Origin of the sequence: Sulfitobacter guttiformis, assembly GCF_003610455.1 — a bacterium.
Lineage (GTDB): Bacteria > Pseudomonadota > Alphaproteobacteria > Rhodobacterales > Rhodobacteraceae > Sulfitobacter > Sulfitobacter guttiformis.
Genome location: NZ_RAQK01000001.1, coordinates 1,598,068 through 1,612,419, shown reverse-complemented (window position 1 = coordinate 1,612,419; position 14,352 = coordinate 1,598,068). Strand labels below are relative to the sequence as shown.

The 14,352-nt window shown below is 56.0% G+C and carries 13 protein-coding genes; 11 read left to right on the top strand and 2 right to left on the bottom strand.

The window, feature by feature from the left end; translation table 11 throughout:
• The first annotated feature begins 66 nt into the window (after positions 1–66).
• Together C8N30_RS07975 and C8N30_RS07970 are read left to right on the top strand one after the other, a co-directional pair.
• Positions 67–663: an HD domain-containing protein gene (locus C8N30_RS07975; protein ID WP_025063979.1), complete on the top strand. Its 597-nt coding sequence runs from the start codon at positions 67–69 to the stop codon at positions 661–663.
• Complete coding sequence (locus C8N30_RS07970) at positions 660–1,145, top strand: GNAT family N-acetyltransferase (RefSeq protein ID WP_025063978.1); 486 nt, start codon at positions 660–662, stop codon at positions 1,143–1,145. The genes C8N30_RS07975 and C8N30_RS07970 overlap by 4 nt, the downstream gene beginning before the upstream one ends.
• 21 nt (positions 1,146–1,166) lie before the next feature.
• Here C8N30_RS07970 and C8N30_RS07965 read toward each other — a convergent pair whose 3' ends face one another.
• Together C8N30_RS07965 and C8N30_RS07960 are read right to left on the bottom strand one after the other, a co-directional pair.
• Complete coding sequence (locus C8N30_RS07965) at positions 1,167–1,721, bottom strand: ActR/PrrA/RegA family redox response regulator transcription factor (protein WP_025063977.1); 555 nt, start codon at positions 1,719–1,721, stop codon at positions 1,167–1,169.
• Positions 1,722–1,787: 66 nt separating this feature from the next.
• On the bottom strand, positions 1,788–2,396 hold the full coding sequence (locus C8N30_RS07960) for an SCO family protein (RefSeq protein WP_025063976.1): 609 nt from the start codon (positions 2,394–2,396) through the stop codon (positions 1,788–1,790).
• Positions 2,397–2,509: 113 nt separating this feature from the next.
• On the opposite strand from C8N30_RS07960, the gene regB reads away from it, so the two are divergent.
• The 9 genes from regB to trxA all read left to right on the top strand — a co-directional run bounded on the left by regB (position 2,510) and on the right by trxA (position 14,340).
• Positions 2,510–3,901 carry a sensor histidine kinase RegB gene (gene regB / locus C8N30_RS07955; RefSeq protein WP_025063975.1) on the top strand — a complete coding sequence of 464 codons (1,392 nt, stop codon included), beginning with the start codon at positions 2,510–2,512 and terminating at the stop codon, positions 3,899–3,901.
• Between the two features lie 78 nt (positions 3,902–3,979).
• On the top strand, positions 3,980–4,924 hold the full coding sequence (locus tag C8N30_RS07950; RefSeq protein WP_051567244.1) for a hypothetical protein: 945 nt from the start codon (positions 3,980–3,982) through the stop codon (positions 4,922–4,924).
• On the top strand, positions 4,912–5,469 hold the full coding sequence (locus C8N30_RS07945; protein ID WP_051567243.1) for a hypothetical protein: 558 nt from the start codon (positions 4,912–4,914) through the stop codon (positions 5,467–5,469). The genes C8N30_RS07950 and C8N30_RS07945 overlap by 13 nt, the downstream gene beginning before the upstream one ends.
• Before the next feature lie 41 nt (positions 5,470–5,510).
• Positions 5,511–5,978, top strand: coding sequence for a tRNA (adenosine(37)-N6)-threonylcarbamoyltransferase complex ATPase subunit type 1 TsaE (tsaE, locus tag C8N30_RS07940; protein ID WP_025063974.1), 468 nt, complete (start codon positions 5,511–5,513; stop codon positions 5,976–5,978).
• A complete protein-coding gene (locus C8N30_RS07935; protein WP_025063973.1) occupies positions 5,975–6,985 on the top strand; it encodes an aminoglycoside phosphotransferase family protein in 1,011 nt (336 codons plus the stop codon). Before tsaE ends, C8N30_RS07935 begins: the two co-directional genes overlap by 4 nt.
• Entirely contained in the window at positions 6,982–7,662 is a 681-nt protein-coding gene (locus tag C8N30_RS07930; protein WP_025063972.1) for a nucleotidyltransferase family protein, read from the top strand. The genes C8N30_RS07935 and C8N30_RS07930 overlap by 4 nt, the downstream gene beginning before the upstream one ends.
• A complete protein-coding gene (gene addB / locus C8N30_RS07925) occupies positions 7,655–10,606 on the top strand; it encodes a double-strand break repair protein AddB (RefSeq protein ID WP_025063971.1) in 2,952 nt (983 codons plus the stop codon). Before C8N30_RS07930 ends, addB begins: the two co-directional genes overlap by 8 nt.
• Positions 10,603–13,986 carry a double-strand break repair helicase AddA gene (addA, locus tag C8N30_RS07920; protein WP_025063970.1) on the top strand — a complete coding sequence of 1,128 codons (3,384 nt, stop codon included), beginning with the start codon at positions 10,603–10,605 and terminating at the stop codon, positions 13,984–13,986. The genes addB and addA overlap by 4 nt, the downstream gene beginning before the upstream one ends.
• A gap of 33 nt (positions 13,987–14,019) precedes the next feature.
• Complete coding sequence (gene trxA / locus C8N30_RS07915) at positions 14,020–14,340, top strand: thioredoxin (RefSeq protein ID WP_025063969.1); 321 nt, start codon at positions 14,020–14,022, stop codon at positions 14,338–14,340.
• Positions 14,341–14,352: the final 12 nt, after the last annotated feature.

Here is a 14,352-nt window from a genome sequence, read left to right as displayed (position 1 = left end):
GAGCGCATTGCGTTCCAATGTTTATTTTGGGAACAAAACCCGAAGTGGCGAATGAAAGAGGCAAAGATGGCGCACCAACCCCGCGCATGGCAGCGCATGTTATCGGGTCGCAGGCTCGATCTTCTTGATCCTACGCCCGTCGACATAGAGATAGAGGACATTGCGCACGGCCTTGCATTTGTGGCGCGATGGAATGGGCAGACCAAGGGGGATTTTGCATATTCCGTGGCTGAACATTCGATTTTGGTTGAAACCATTTTTGGCCGTATCGTGCCCAATGCACCTGCAAAATGGCGGCTGGCTGCGCTGCTGCACGATGCGCCGGAATATGTGATCGGTGATATGATCTCGCCGGTGAAGGCCGCTGTTGGTCCCAATTATGGCGCGCTCGACGAGCGCCTTGAGGCGGCGGTTCATATACGGTTCGGGCTGCCCGCAAAGGTACCTGCAACGATCAAAAAGCAAATCAAGAAAGCAGACCGCGTAAGCGCATGGATGGAGGCCGTGCAGATTGCAGGGTTCGACGAGGCCGAGGCAGACCGCTTTTTTGGCAAGCCTGATATCGCACTCAAGGAGGGGCTTGGGATAACTTTGCGTCCCCCAGTGGAGGTACGTGCAGATTTCACTGCGCGCCATGCATACCTACTGGGGCAGATGCCATGATCAAAGTACGCCCCGCGATGCCGCTTGACGCCGGATCAATGGCAAAGCTGTTGAATGAGATCATCGAAAAAGGCGGCACGACCGCCCTCACCCGACCTGTCACAGGGAACGACCTGAATGAATGGATGGCAATTAACAAAACCTCCTCAGCCTGGCATGTCGCACTCGACGATACAGAACAGGTGGTAGGGTTTCAGTGGATATCTCCTCATGAAAAGCTGCCGCCGGAGGCTTGCGATATCGCGAGCTTTGTTCAGATCGGACGCACAGGACTTGGCATAGGTTCAGCCCTCTTTACCGCTACAGCAGCGGCGGCAAAGGCGGTCGGTTATAAATGGATCAATGCAACCATCCGCGCCGATAATGAAGGCGGTCTAACTTACTATCAAAGCCGGGGCTTTCGCATATGGACCATTGATGAGGGTGTCGCACTCGAAAGTGGCCAGATCGTAAACAAGATCAGCAAGAGATATGATGTGTGAAGTGTTTGGTTAGACTCCGGCCTAACGCGGGCTACGCTTTGCCAATATCCGCTGCAACGTGCGGCGGTGCATGTTTAAACGCCGCGCGGTTTCGGACACATTGCGCTCGCACAACTCGTATACACGCTGAATATGTTCCCACCTCACACGGTCGGCACTCATAGGGTTTTCCGGCGGCGGCGGTAGGTTGTCGCCCTTTGCCAGCAGCGCATTCGTAATGTCGGTCGCATCGGCTGGCTTTGACAAATAATCTGTCGCCCCGATTTTTACTGCGGCGACAGCAGTTGCGATTGCGCCATAGCCTGTCAGCACCACAACCCTCGCATCGGGACGTTTTTCGCGCAGGATTTCGACAACGTCTAAGCCGTTACCGTCCTCAAGCCGCAAATCGCAAACCGCATAGGCAGGTGGACGGGCCGTAGCAATAGCAGAACCTGCGGCCACAGAACCAGCCATCTCGACCTCAAAGCCCCGTTTCTCCATCGCCTTGGCAAGACGGCGCAAAAAAGGCTCGTCATCATCAAGAAGCAAAAGGGTCTTGTCGGGGCCAAGGTCAGGCTTGATGTCTTCTTGCATTGTGTGACGCCTTATCAGAAACGGTTACTGCACTTGTTCCTGAATATGGAGCATATGCGCCGCTGGTCAAATGGCATCGACAAAACAACCTATCTTGTCTGCCAACTGTTCCGGCGTCAGCTCGCGGCGGAAAAACTCCACAAAGCCTTGCTCCGGTGTCACAAGGTAGCTGAAGGTTGAATGATCCACGAGGTATTCACCGTCAACAGGCGGATGCGCTTTGAAGTAAGTGCGGTAGGCCTTGCTTGCCTCCGCCACTTGCGCATCACTTCCGGTCAGACCGATCATACGCGGGTGCATTGCATCGGCGAAATCACGGACAACCTCGGGGGTATCGCGGGCGGGATCGACAGTGATGAATACGGGCGTCACGGATTGCCCACGCTCTTCGAGTATTTCAATAGCAGCAGCATTGCGGTCAACATCAAGCGGGCAGACGTCAGGGCAATAGGTGTAGCCAAAATATATCAATGTAGGCTCGGTGATTACTTCAGCGCTGGTTACCGTCTGGCCCGCACCATTGATCAATGTGAAGGGGCCACCTAAATCGCCAGCCACGCTTGCAGCACCACATGAGGCGAATTGAGCGTCATCGCTGCGCCCCGAGTAGATAGCCATAGACAGCAGTCCGGCCCCCGCAATAACAACAGCACCGATTGCAACAATACGTAACATGAGTATCTCCTTGGGGGCACAGGACGCGTCATTAGGCGCGCTTGATGATGATTTTGGCCAGAACTACGCTAGGTCTGGTGCAATGCAAGTCACTTCTCGGAGAGAGCGCCTAGATGCCGCAGCAAACAATCCGCCCTTTGGGCGCGCGAAAAAGGGCCAACTGGATCCGTCTGCGTACGATGATCCTGTTACGTTGGGTCGCCATTTCGGGACAATTCGTAGCCGTCACTATCACGCCCCAACTGTTCGGCATTCAGCTCGAACTCGGTTGGTGCTATTTTGCGATCGGGGTTTCGGTGATTTTCAACCTTGTAGCCGGGTTTGTCTTTCCCGAAAACAAGCGTCTCTCCGAACGCCAGAATATGGCGATGGTTATTTTCGACCTACTACAGCTGAGTGTGTTGCTGTTTTTGACCGGCGGGTTGAACAATCCCTTCACACTGTTGCTTTTAGGACCTGTGACAATTTCGGCAACAGCGCTGAGTTTGCGTGCCACGATGGTTCTATGCGGCATGGCAATCGTGAGCGTCAGTGTCCTCGCCTTTTATCATTTCCCGTTGCGAACCGGTGCCGGTGATGTCCTGCAAATTCCACAACTGTTCATTTTTGGACAATGGATCGCGTTGATCATCGCCGTCGTATTTACATCTGCTTATTCGCGGCGGGTCACATCCGAGATCCACCTGATGTCAGACGCACTTGCGGCCACCCAAATGGCCCTTGCACGCGAGCAAAAGCTTACCGATCTGGGCGGTGTTGTTGCCGCTGCCGCGCACGAGTTGGGAACCCCATTGGCGACCATCAAACTTGCGAGTGCCGAACTGGTTCAGGAATTACGCGATATGCCGGAGCTGCGCGAGGATGCAGAGTTGATTGTGGAACAGACAAACCGCTGCCGTGATATTTTGCGAGATATGGGCCGTGCCGGAAAGGACGATCTGCACATGCGTCAGGCCCCGCTCATTACAGTGGTCGAGGCTGCTGCGGAGCCGCATATGGGACGCGGCAAGGATGTGGTGATTAATCTGCACGATCTAGATGCGCCAACCGGACCTCAGCCCGCGATCCTGCGCATGCCAGAGATCATACACGGTCTCCGCAATTTGATACAGAACGCCGTCGATTTTTCTAAGACAACCGTTTGGATTGAAACCAGATGGACCGACGAAACCATTACTCTGCGAATTCTCGATGATGGTGAGGGCTTTCCGCCACAAATTCTGGGCCGTCTGGGTGACCCGTTTATGGGCCAACGTCGAAATCGGAAAAAAGATTTGTCGCGCCCCGAGTATGAGGGCATGGGCCTTGGTCTTTTCATTGCAAAGACATTGCTGGAGCGTTCTGGCGCCAGTCTGCGCTTTGCCAACGGAGCGGACGAGGCGGGGTATATAAGCGCTCATATCGGTGCCGTGGTCGAGGTGAGATGGCCGCGCAGTACGATTGACGCCCGCGAGGGCGAGAACGCAGTGACCTCAGGGCAGAACGCCCGCTTTGCGGAGGCATAAATTGGTCTCAGAATTAACACTTTATAAAGACTAATTAATGCAGAGTGATTTTGCCCACTTGGGCATGCGGAGTATCGTTTGACGGATCTGATTCTCATTTTTGCCGTGGTTCTGCCGACTGTCGCACTTGGCATTTGGTGGGTTCTGAGGCCCCAAAAACCAGCTGACCAGCCGGTGGAAAAAGATGTGCCAGCAATCCTTTTCCGCGATGGCGTTATCGAACATGCAACCGACAGTGCACTCGCGAACCTCCCCATCGCAATCGGCGCGCATAATTGGGCCGATCTGCATAATATACTTGTACCGCACTACCCCGATTTCCCGCCGGTGGCTCATGCCAAAGACTGCGGGGAATTAGTCCTTAAGGGGAATGGCAGCGATATTGAAATTATCTGGCATGAAAATGGGGCGACAGTTCTGTTTCACGGAGCAAAAGAACAATCAGTTCTTGCGCCGGACCTTGAAGAGCTGAAGGTCCTGAGACAGGTAAGCGAACATCTGCCCTACCCTGTCTGGAAATTGGACAAATCAGGTGCCCTCGTCTGGCATAATGACGCCTATGCAGCACTCAGAAAAAGATTACCGAAAGCTTCTGATAACCACTCAGGCCACTTATTCGAATTGCCTGCAATTGCTGGAGGCAGCGATACAAAGCGCGTTAAACTTGCACTTGAGTGCCCCGAAATCTTCGAATGGTTCAGCGTGACCCGGAAGCCGATGTCGGATGGCACATTCTATCACGCGACATCCCTCATAGAACTTATCCGCGCTGAAGAGGCCCAGCGCGATTTCGTTCAGACGCTTGCAAAAACTTTTGCACATCTCTCAATCGGGCTGGCCATTTTCAATCGCGACCGTCAGCTTGCGCTGTTCAATCCCGCTCTTGTCGATCTCACCAGTCTGTCAGTGTCATTCCTCAGTCCGCGACCAACGATTGATTCTTTCTTTGATGCAATGCGTGAGAACCGCCGGATGCCTGAGCCAAAAACTATAAAACCTGGCGCCAACGGATGGCGGATCTGATCAGTGCAGCCGAAATCGGACAGTTTGAAGAGACTTGGACTCTGGAGGGTGGCCAAACATTCCGAGTCACAGGCCGACCCCATCCTGATGGAGCAATCGCCTTTCTTATGGAGGATATCAGCGCCGAGGTATCCCTCACCCGAAATTTTCGCGCTGAGCTTGAACTGGGACAAAGCCTTGTTGATACGTTCGAGGATGCTCTGGCCGTTTTCTCACAGGACGGCATCCTTACCTTCTCGAACAAAGCCTATGATACTCTTTGGGGGTTTGATGGTGAAAGCAGCTTTGCCGATGTAACCATAACCGACGCCGTGCAACTCTGGAAAGATAAATCCGTGGCTAATCCTCTGTGGCAGGACCTGAAGGATGCCGTGATGAAGCTGGAAGACCGCGCTGAATGGAGCATGCCTGTTAGCCTAAAGGGTCAAACACCGATGCAATGCAGAATTGTACCCATAGCGTCTGGTGCAACGGTTGTTCGTTTCTCCCATCAAACTCCCGCAGCCGCCTCATTTGGCGTCATAATGGGACAAGCAGTCGACTGACCCCTCTTTCCTGTGACGTCCGGCGCAGGTAGTTTGCGGGTATGCAAATCACCTGCCCCCTTTCCAGTCCCGATCACACCTCAGCACTCGCTATCCGCCTTGGCGCTAGACTCTGTTCGGGCGATACGATTCTGCTGCACGGCGATGTAGGGGCCGGCAAAACCCATTTTGCCCGCGCGCTCATCCAGTCGATGCTGGAAATTTCAGAGGATGTTCCCTCCCCCACTTTCACGTTGGTGCAGACCTATAATGCCGCGTGCGGCTTAGAGATTTGGCATGCAGACCTCTACCGCCTCTCAGATCCCTCCGAGATCGAGGAACTTGGACTAATCGACGCGATGGAACATGCGGTATGTTTAATTGAATGGCCTGATCGTCTGGCCACGTTGCGGCCTCAGGATGCGCTGGACATCAGCCTCCTACCTGCAGATGCTGAAGATCACCGCAGGCTGACCGCGACATGGTCTGATCCGCGCTGGGATGATAAATTGACTGACTGGATTCCATGACTGACCGCGCACAACTTTTAACCGCTTTTATTGCAAACTCAGGCTGGGCCGATGCCACACGAATTACCGTGGCTGGCGATGCATCCAACCGCCGTTACGAACGCCTGGTGCGCCCCGATGGAGAGACATCAATCCTGATGGATGCTCCCGAAGAGCGGGGCGAGGATGTGCGGCCGTTCCTCGCAATCGCCGGGCATCTTCTCAATATCGGGCTAAGCGCACCCAAGATTTACAACCAAAACAAAGAGCAAGGCCTCTTGCTTATTGAAGACCTCGGAGATGACCTTTTTAAAGAAGTCATTGCACGAGATGCAACGCTGGAATTGCCTCTGTACGAGGCCGCAGTAGATGTACTCACTGTTTTGCATGGCGCCCCTCTGCCACCGCTTGCGCCATACGATACGGTCACGATGTCCAAATTCGCCGCGCGCGCTTACGAATGGTATTCGTTCGGCATCACAGGCGCGCGCAACACCCCTGAACAAGCAGAGTTCGAGCGTATCATGGCGGACCTACTGGTCCCCGTTGTAGCCGCGCCACAGGTTCTGATCCAGCGTGATTACCACGCTGAGAACCTATTGTGGCTGCCAACGCGTGACGGGGCAGCACGCGTTGGGCTGCTTGATTTTCAGGACGCGATGTCGGGCCACGCCGCCTATGACCTTGTCTCAATCCTTCAGGATGCGCGGCGCGATGTGCCCCTCGTGATCGAGTCTGCGATGATTGACCGCTATCTGACGCAAAACCCACAGGACTCCGCCGAATTTCGCGCGGCATATGCTATCCTCGGAGTACAGCGTAACTTGCGGATCGTAGGTGCTTTCGCCAAATTGTCGATCGCGCTGGGCAAACCGCGTTACGTCGATCTAATCCCCCGCGTGTGGGAATTTGTAGAGCGCAACCTCGCCCATCCGGCGCTTGCGCCAATTGCTGTCCATATCCGCGAAACAATGCCCGTACCCACGCACGACATCCTTGCCACCCTCAAAGCGAAATCGGCGATATGAGTTTTTCGGTGATGCTGTTTGCAGCAGGGTTCGGCACACGGATGAAACACCTGACCGCTGATCGCCCCAAACCCATGGTGCCGGTTGCGGGCAAACCGCTGATCGATCACGCACTGGCGCTGGCGCAAGATATCGCACCGCCGGTTATCGTCGCAAATCTGCATTACCTCCCAGAGTTGCTGGCAGCGCATCTTGGCCCGTTGGGCGTGCAAACCGTTGTTGAACTTCCCCACATCCTCGAGACCGGCGGCGGGCTGCGCAACGCGCTGCCGATGTTGGGAGACGGACCGGTCATCACCATGAACACCGATGCAATCTGGCGTGGGCCAAACCCGCTACACCTGCTTATTGATGCCTGGGACCCTGACAAAATGGACGCGCTTTTGATGGGTGTACAACCTTCACACGCACTTGAACATTCGGGCAAAGGTGACTTCACACTTGCGCCTGATGGGCGTCTGACCCGTGGTGCGGGGGTGGTGTTTGGCGGTGTGCAGATCATTAAGACCGCCCTGCTGGCCAATATTGTGGCACGGGTTTTCTCGCTCAATATTGTTTGGGATGTTATGCTGGAAGAGAAGCGGCTGTTTGGCCTCAGCTATCCGGGGATGTGGTGTGATGTTGGGCACCCCGATGGGGTGGCAACCGCTGAAGAACTGCTCGCCACCGATGTTTGAGCCGCAAGATTCCCCTCGCGTTTACGGCCTACCCGCAGGTGTAGACTTTCCGCAAGCTCTGGTTGACGGCCTTCTTCACAGGTTTTCCGGACAACCACCCGAAGCCTTGGCCAGCGTTGATCTCCTCGTCAATACCCAGCGCATGGCGCGCCGTCTGCGCACAATTTTTGAAGATGGTCCTGCCCGCCTGCTGCCCCGCATCCGCCTTATCACCGATCTTGAGCGTTTGGTTCCGCAGGTAATCATCCCACAAGGGGTACCCGGATTGCGACGACGGTTGGAGTTGATCGGATTGATCTCGGCCTTGCTTGAGCAGTCGCCCGATCTGGCCTCTCGCGCCTCGCTTTATGATCTGGCCGATAGCCTTGCAGCGCTGATCGACGAGATGCAGGGCGAAGGCGTCACACCGGAAACCATCGCAGAACTGGATGTTACGGACCAGTCCGGCCATTGGGAGAGGGCAAAAGTTTTCCTAGGGATCGTTCAAAGCTATCTTTCCCTTACCGAAGCCGCCCCGGACAAAGAGGCGCGCCAACGGGCCAGAGTGGCGGCGATTGCCGCATTTTGGGCTGATGAGCCACCAGCAAATCCGGTTATCATTGCAGGATCAACCGGATCACGCGGGACTACGATGATGCTGATGCAAGCAGTGGCAAAGCTGCCGCAAGGCGCGTTGGTCCTGCCTGGTTTCGACTTTGATCTACCAGCCGAAGTTTGGGCAGCACTTGATGATCCGATGATTTCGGAGGACCATCCGCAATACCGGTTTTACAGCCTGATGAAGGGCTTGGATGGCACTGCAAATGCGGTAAAAAGCTGGCATGAGCCGTCAAAGGTTCCATCCCCCCTGCGCAACAAACTGATTTCGCTCTCCCTGCGCCCCGCGCCTGTGACGGATGCATGGCGGATTGAGGGACCACATCTGGCCGATCTCAAGCATGCGACCAAAGATATGACCCTCCTGCTCGCCGAGAGCCCTCGTGCAGAAGCGCTGGCGATCGCGCTGCGTCTGCGCAAGGCCGCCGAAGACGGCCAGACAGCAGCACTTATCACGCCCGACAGAATGCTGGGCCGGCGCGTCACTGCGGCACTGGGCCGGTGGGACATTTTGCCAGATGACAGTGCGGGCACACCCCTGCACCTTTCGCCTCCAGGGCGGTTTTTGCGTCACGCTGCCGCGTTATTTGCGCGCAGGCTGGATGCAGAAGCTTTGCTGACGCTGCTGAAACATCCACTGACACACAGTGCGGAAAACCGGAACATGCACCGCCTGAATACACAACGCTGCGAACTGTCAATCCGGCGACACGGTCTGCCCTACCCCGAAACGGAAGCTTTCGTGTCGATCTGCGCCAAGGCTGCACCCGATGACACGCAGATGCAGCAGTGGGCCGCTTGGGTCGGTGCCGCCACGATGGGTCACCTTGATCATGAGGCGCGGCCGCTGACGCATTGGGTGGCGCGGCACCTTGAGCTGGCAAATGGTCTGGCGGCTGGTCCCTCGCGAAACCCCGGGCATGAACTTTGGCAGAAGAAGGCTGGCATTGAAGCATTGCGGGTCATGCAGGAACTTGAAGCGGAGGCGGGTCATGGTACTGACCTCACGGCATCCGATTACGGCGACCTGATCGGTGCACTTCTATCGGCAGGCGAGGTGCGCGATCGCGATGCGCCCTATTCAGGCATCATGATCTGGGGCACATTGGAGGCACGGGTACAGGGTGCCGATCTGGTAATCCTCGGGGCACTTAACGATGGCACATGGCCGGAAGCACCGCCACCCGATCCGTGGCTAAACCGCAAGATGCGACATGATGCAGGTCTGTTGTTACCAGAGCGGCGAGTCGGCCTTGCGGCGCATGACTACCAGCAGGCAGTTTGCGCGCCCGAGGTCTGGATTACACGCGCCATCCGGTCAGAAGATGCGGAAACGGTACCATCCCGCTGGATCAACCGTTTGGGTAACCTAATGGGCGGGTTGCCCAAACAGGGCGGTGCGGATGCGTGGAGAGCGATGATCGCACGCGGGGATTACTGGCTTTCGCAGGCCCGCGCGCTTGAGGCGGTAACGCCAGTCAACTCGGCCCTTCGCCCCTCACCGCGCCCGCCACTGGCCGCCCGCCCGCGCAATCTGTCGGTGACGGAAATCAAGACCCTGATCCGCGACCCCTATGCCATCTATGCCCGCCACAGCTTGCGCCTGCGTAGCCTACGCCCGCTGGTACAATCAGCCGATGCGCTGCTGCGCGGCGATGTAACCCACAAGGTAATGGAGCATTTTGTAAAATCTGCCGTAGCCGATCCTGCAAACCTGTCGCGAAAACAACTGTTGGCAATCGCCGAAGTTGTCCTGACCGAGCTTGTTCCGTGGCCTGCGGCGCGCACGATTTGGCTAGCGCGGATTGCCCGCATTGCCGACTGGTTTATCGAGCGCGAACGCGAGCGCCTCGGGCGGGCGACCCCCCTAGCCTTCGAGGCAGAGGCACGCGGCACGCTTGAGTTGGTCGAACTCGGGTTCACCCTGCGCGGTGTGGCAGACAGAATTGACCGCAACGATGCGGGCGAAATCCAGATTTATGATTACAAGACCGGAGAGCCACCCACATCCAAACAACAAACGCATTTTGACAAGCAACTGTTGATCGAGGCCGCGATGGTCGAACAGGGTGCGTTCAAGGCAATTGGCGCCGCCCCTGTATCCAGCGCCACATTCATAGGGCTCGGCAACAATCCAAAGGAGGTTGATGCCCCGCTGGAGGACGAGCCGCCAGCAGATATAATTGCAAACTTGCGCACCTTAATTGCTGCCTATCTTGACCTTGATCAGGGGTTCACATCGCGGCGGATGATGGAAAAGGTTGGCTTTGCAGGCGAGTTCGACCACCTCGCACGCTACGGCGAATGGGACGGATCAGACACAGCAGCGCCAGAGGATTTAATATGACCACCCAACCTCAATGGGACGAGGCCACGCGCGCGCAAATTACTGCAGCTCGGCCTGATACATCCACTTGGCTCAGCGCCAATGCAGGCTCTGGCAAGACCCGCGTATTGACGGACCGCGTCGCGCGCCTGTTGCTGGATGAGGTGAAGCCCCAGCATATCCTGTGCCTTACATACACCAAAGCCGCGGCATCCGAGATGCAGAACCGTTTGTTCAAACGCCTTGGCGAATGGGCCATGATGGAAGATGACGACCTGCGCGAAGGCCTGCGCGATCTGGGGGTGTTGCGCGAAATCGCGCCTGATAAATTGCGCGAGGCGAGAACGCTGTTTGCGCAGGCCATCGAAACCCCAGGTGGGCTGAAGATCCAGACTATCCACTCATTCTGTGCATCCCTTCTGCGCCGCTTTCCATTAGAGGCAGGTGTCAGCCCGCAATTCAAAGAGATCGAAGACCGTGCCGCAGAACTGCTGCGCGCCGATGTTCTCGATTCGATGGCCGAGGGGCAGCAGGCACAATTGGTCACAGATTTGGCCGCGCATTACACGGGCGAGAGTTTCGCCTCTCTTACGCAGTCCATCACAGGAAAGCGCGAGTTGTTCGGAAGCCTGCCGGGTGATTTGAACGCGCTGTTCGATCTGCCGGATGGTTTTGACATCAACACCCTGCCCGCACAGGTAATGGACGAGGCCGTTGCCCGATGGATGCCAGACGCGATTGAAGTATTTGCTGTTCAGAAAACCAAGACGATGCCTATTCTGGCAGATGCATTGCGGACAATCGATTTCACAAAGCCCTCCCTTGCCGGGCTGGAAATGCTCAAATCTCTAATGCTCACCCAAGCGATGGAGCCACGCAAAAGCTTTCCGACAAAGGATGCCAAAGCCGACCTAGGCCCGATGCTGGGATCGTTCGAGGACCTGGCCCAGCGCACATATGAAGCGCATGATATTCAGATGCGGGCCCGTAATGTATCGCGGACGGGCGCCCTTCACCGTTTTGCGGCCATGTTTATTTCCCGCTATGAGGCCGAAAAACAAAGGCGAGGATGGCTTGATTTCGACGACCTGATTTTGCGCGCGCGCGCATTGCTTAATGATCCAAAAGTTGCTGCATGGGTTCTCTACCGAATTGATGGCGGGATCGATCATATTTTGGTCGACGAGGCACAAGATACCTCCCCGCGCCAATGGGATGTGATTGAGAAGCTGGCAGACGAGTTCGCGTCAGGCTCTGGTGCACGGGACAGCGCGATTGAGCGCACCCTGTTTGTTGTGGGCGATAAAAAACAGTCAATTTATTCGTTCCAAGGGGCCGATCCGCGTGAATTCGACCACAAGCGAACGTCCTTCGGAGAAAGTTTGCGGGCCGCAAATCTGAGCTTTCAGGACCAAAGCCTTGACTACTCTTTCCGCTCCTCTCCCGCGATTTTGCGTGCGGTTGATCAGACATTCAACACCCTGCCCGATCCGCGCATGGATCAAACCATGACACATCTCGCGTTCAAGGAGGCTCTGCCAGGTCGTGTGGATATCTGGCCTGTTATAGAGGCAGACAAGACCAAGGAAGATGAACCTGACTGGACGGATCCGGTCGACCGGAAAAGCACGCAACACCATACCGTTATTTTAGCGGACCAGATTGCCGGACAGATCAAATATCTGGTCGAGGGAGAGCATTATATTCCCGACGATGGAAAAGACCGCAGCTTGCACCGCCGCCGAATTACTGAGGGCGACTTCCTCATTCTGGTACGGGGTCGCAAGACCGGACTATTTTCGGAGATTATCCGCGCCTGCAAGGTTGCTGGCCTCAAGATCGCAGGGGCGGATCGCCTGAAGGTCGGGGCTGAATTGGCGGTTCGCGATATCGGAGCACTCCTGTCGTTTCTGTCTACGCCCGATGATGCGCTTGCACTGGCAACCGCATTACGCTCGCCTCTGTTTGGGTGGACCGAACAAGAATTATTTACATTGGCCCACCACCGCCCCGCAAAACAGGACCTGTGGCAAAGCCTGCGCACACAAACCGATACATATCCTGACACTCTGACCGTTCTGCACGACCTCCGCAGTCAGGTAGATTTTTTGCGCCCCTATGATTTAATCGAGCGGATTTTGACGCGCCATCACGGGCGCCGTAATCTGCTGGCGCGGATGGGAACGGAGGCCGAAGACGGGATAGATGCGCTTCTGGGACAGGCGCTTGCCTATGAGCGGACCGAGGTGCCCAGCCTTACGGGGTTTCTGGAATGGATGCAGGCAGATGATCTTGAGATCAAGCGCCAGATCGACAGTGCCTCTGACCAGATCCGTGTAATGACGGTCCATGGTGCCAAGGGACTGGAAGCGCCGATCGTTATTCTGCCGGATACAGGGTTGAAGAAAAACGATGTGAAGAGCGAGATTATAACTCTCGACGACACACCTATCTGGAAACCGAACGCCAACGAGATGACACAGGGCATTGCGGCCCACATTAATGTGTTGAAAGAGGCACAAACCCAAGAGGGGCTACGCCTGCTTTATGTCGCGATGACCCGGGCTGAAAAGTGGCTGATCGTCGCTGCTGCAGGGGATTTAGGCAAAGACGGAAGCTGGTATCAGATGGTGGACGAAGCCCTTGGGCACCTCAACGCTGTTTCTTTTACCGAAGGGTTGGTCAACGGAAAACGTCACGAGGAAGCAGGTTGGGACACGCTTCCCATTGTGGCGCAGCAGCCCTTCTCGACGCATAGTACCCAGTTAGAGACTGTATTTAGCACAGCGCCACCCCCAGCTCCTGTGCGCACCGAAGTGCTCTCCCCCTCTGATCTGGGCGGGGCAAAAGCGTTGGGCGGTGAAGCGGGTATGGATGAAGAAGCGGCCAAGTCGTACGGAACACTGGTTCATATGCTACTGGAGCATCTCGCCCCGCTCGACGGGTCAAAGCGCGCTTCAGCAGGGCGACAACTGATGCAAAGAACCGAGCCCGCCGTCGCAGAAATCGCGCTCTTCGAAGCGATTTCTGTTCTCGAAAATCACGCACTTTCCCCTGTATTTGCGCCCTCAGCATTAGCCGAGGTCGCGGTAACTGCCCGCATCGGAAGCGCGCCGCTCTATGGCATTATTGACAGATTGGTCATTGAGGGGGACCGCGTGTTGGCCGTTGATTTCAAAACCAACCGGACGGTGCCAGAAACACCCGAAGGCTGCCCCGAAGGACTGCTCCGCCAGATGGGGGCATATGATCATGCGTTGCGCGCCATTTACCCCGATCACCGGATCGAAACCGCGATCCTGTGGACCCATACGGGCACTCTGATGTTACTGCCCCACAATATCGTGACTGCCGCATTGCACCGCACAGGTCACCTTGACGCAGGCAACACACCTTCTTAGGTATCTTAAACACCCGAACCCATGGAGAGCTTTATGGCCACCGTTGCAGTAACAGACGATACATTCGACGCCGAAGTAAAAAACTCGGACATCCCCGTAGTGGTGGATTTCTGGGCGGAGTGGTGCGGCCCATGCAAACAGATCGGCCCGTCGCTCGAAGAGCTGTCAGCCGAAATGGACGGCAAAGTTAAAATCGTTAAAGTCGACGTTGACAGCAACCCTAATGCAGCTGCCCAGATGGGTGTCCGCGGGATTCCTGCGCTGTTCATCTTCAAGGACGGCGAAGTGGTTTCCAATATGGCGGGCGCACGCCCCAAGGCAGCATTGAAGAGCTGGATCGAAGAAGCTCTTTAACTCGACGCTATG

Bases quoted from the DNA above. Each gene is read 5' to 3' on its own strand.
- tsaE (WP_025063974.1), top strand. From the start codon at position 5,511: ATGCAAATCACCTGCCCCCTTTCCAGTCCCGATCACACCTCAGCACTC.
- C8N30_RS07965 (WP_025063977.1), bottom strand. From the start codon at position 1,721: ATGCAAGAAGACATCAAGCCTGACCTTGGCCCCGACAAGACCCTTTTG.
- regB (WP_025063975.1), top strand. From the start codon at position 2,510: ATGCCGCAGCAAACAATCCGCCCTTTGGGCGCGCGAAAAAGGGCCAAC.
- C8N30_RS07960 (WP_025063976.1), bottom strand. From the start codon at position 2,396: ATGTTACGTATTGTTGCAATCGGTGCTGTTGTTATTGCGGGGGCCGGA.
- trxA (WP_025063969.1), top strand. From the start codon at position 14,020: ATGGCCACCGTTGCAGTAACAGACGATACATTCGACGCCGAAGTAAAA.
- C8N30_RS07935 (WP_025063973.1), top strand. From the start codon at position 5,975: ATGACTGACCGCGCACAACTTTTAACCGCTTTTATTGCAAACTCAGGC.
- C8N30_RS07970 (WP_025063978.1), top strand. From the start codon at position 660: ATGATCAAAGTACGCCCCGCGATGCCGCTTGACGCCGGATCAATGGCA.
- C8N30_RS07975 (WP_025063979.1), top strand. From the start codon at position 67: ATGGCGCACCAACCCCGCGCATGGCAGCGCATGTTATCGGGTCGCAGG.
- C8N30_RS07945 (WP_051567243.1), top strand. From the start codon at position 4,912: ATGGCGGATCTGATCAGTGCAGCCGAAATCGGACAGTTTGAAGAGACT.
- C8N30_RS07930 (WP_025063972.1), top strand. From the start codon at position 6,982: ATGAGTTTTTCGGTGATGCTGTTTGCAGCAGGGTTCGGCACACGGATG.
- addA (WP_025063970.1), top strand. From the start codon at position 10,603: ATGACCACCCAACCTCAATGGGACGAGGCCACGCGCGCGCAAATTACT.
- addB (WP_025063971.1), top strand. From the start codon at position 7,655: ATGTTTGAGCCGCAAGATTCCCCTCGCGTTTACGGCCTACCCGCAGGT.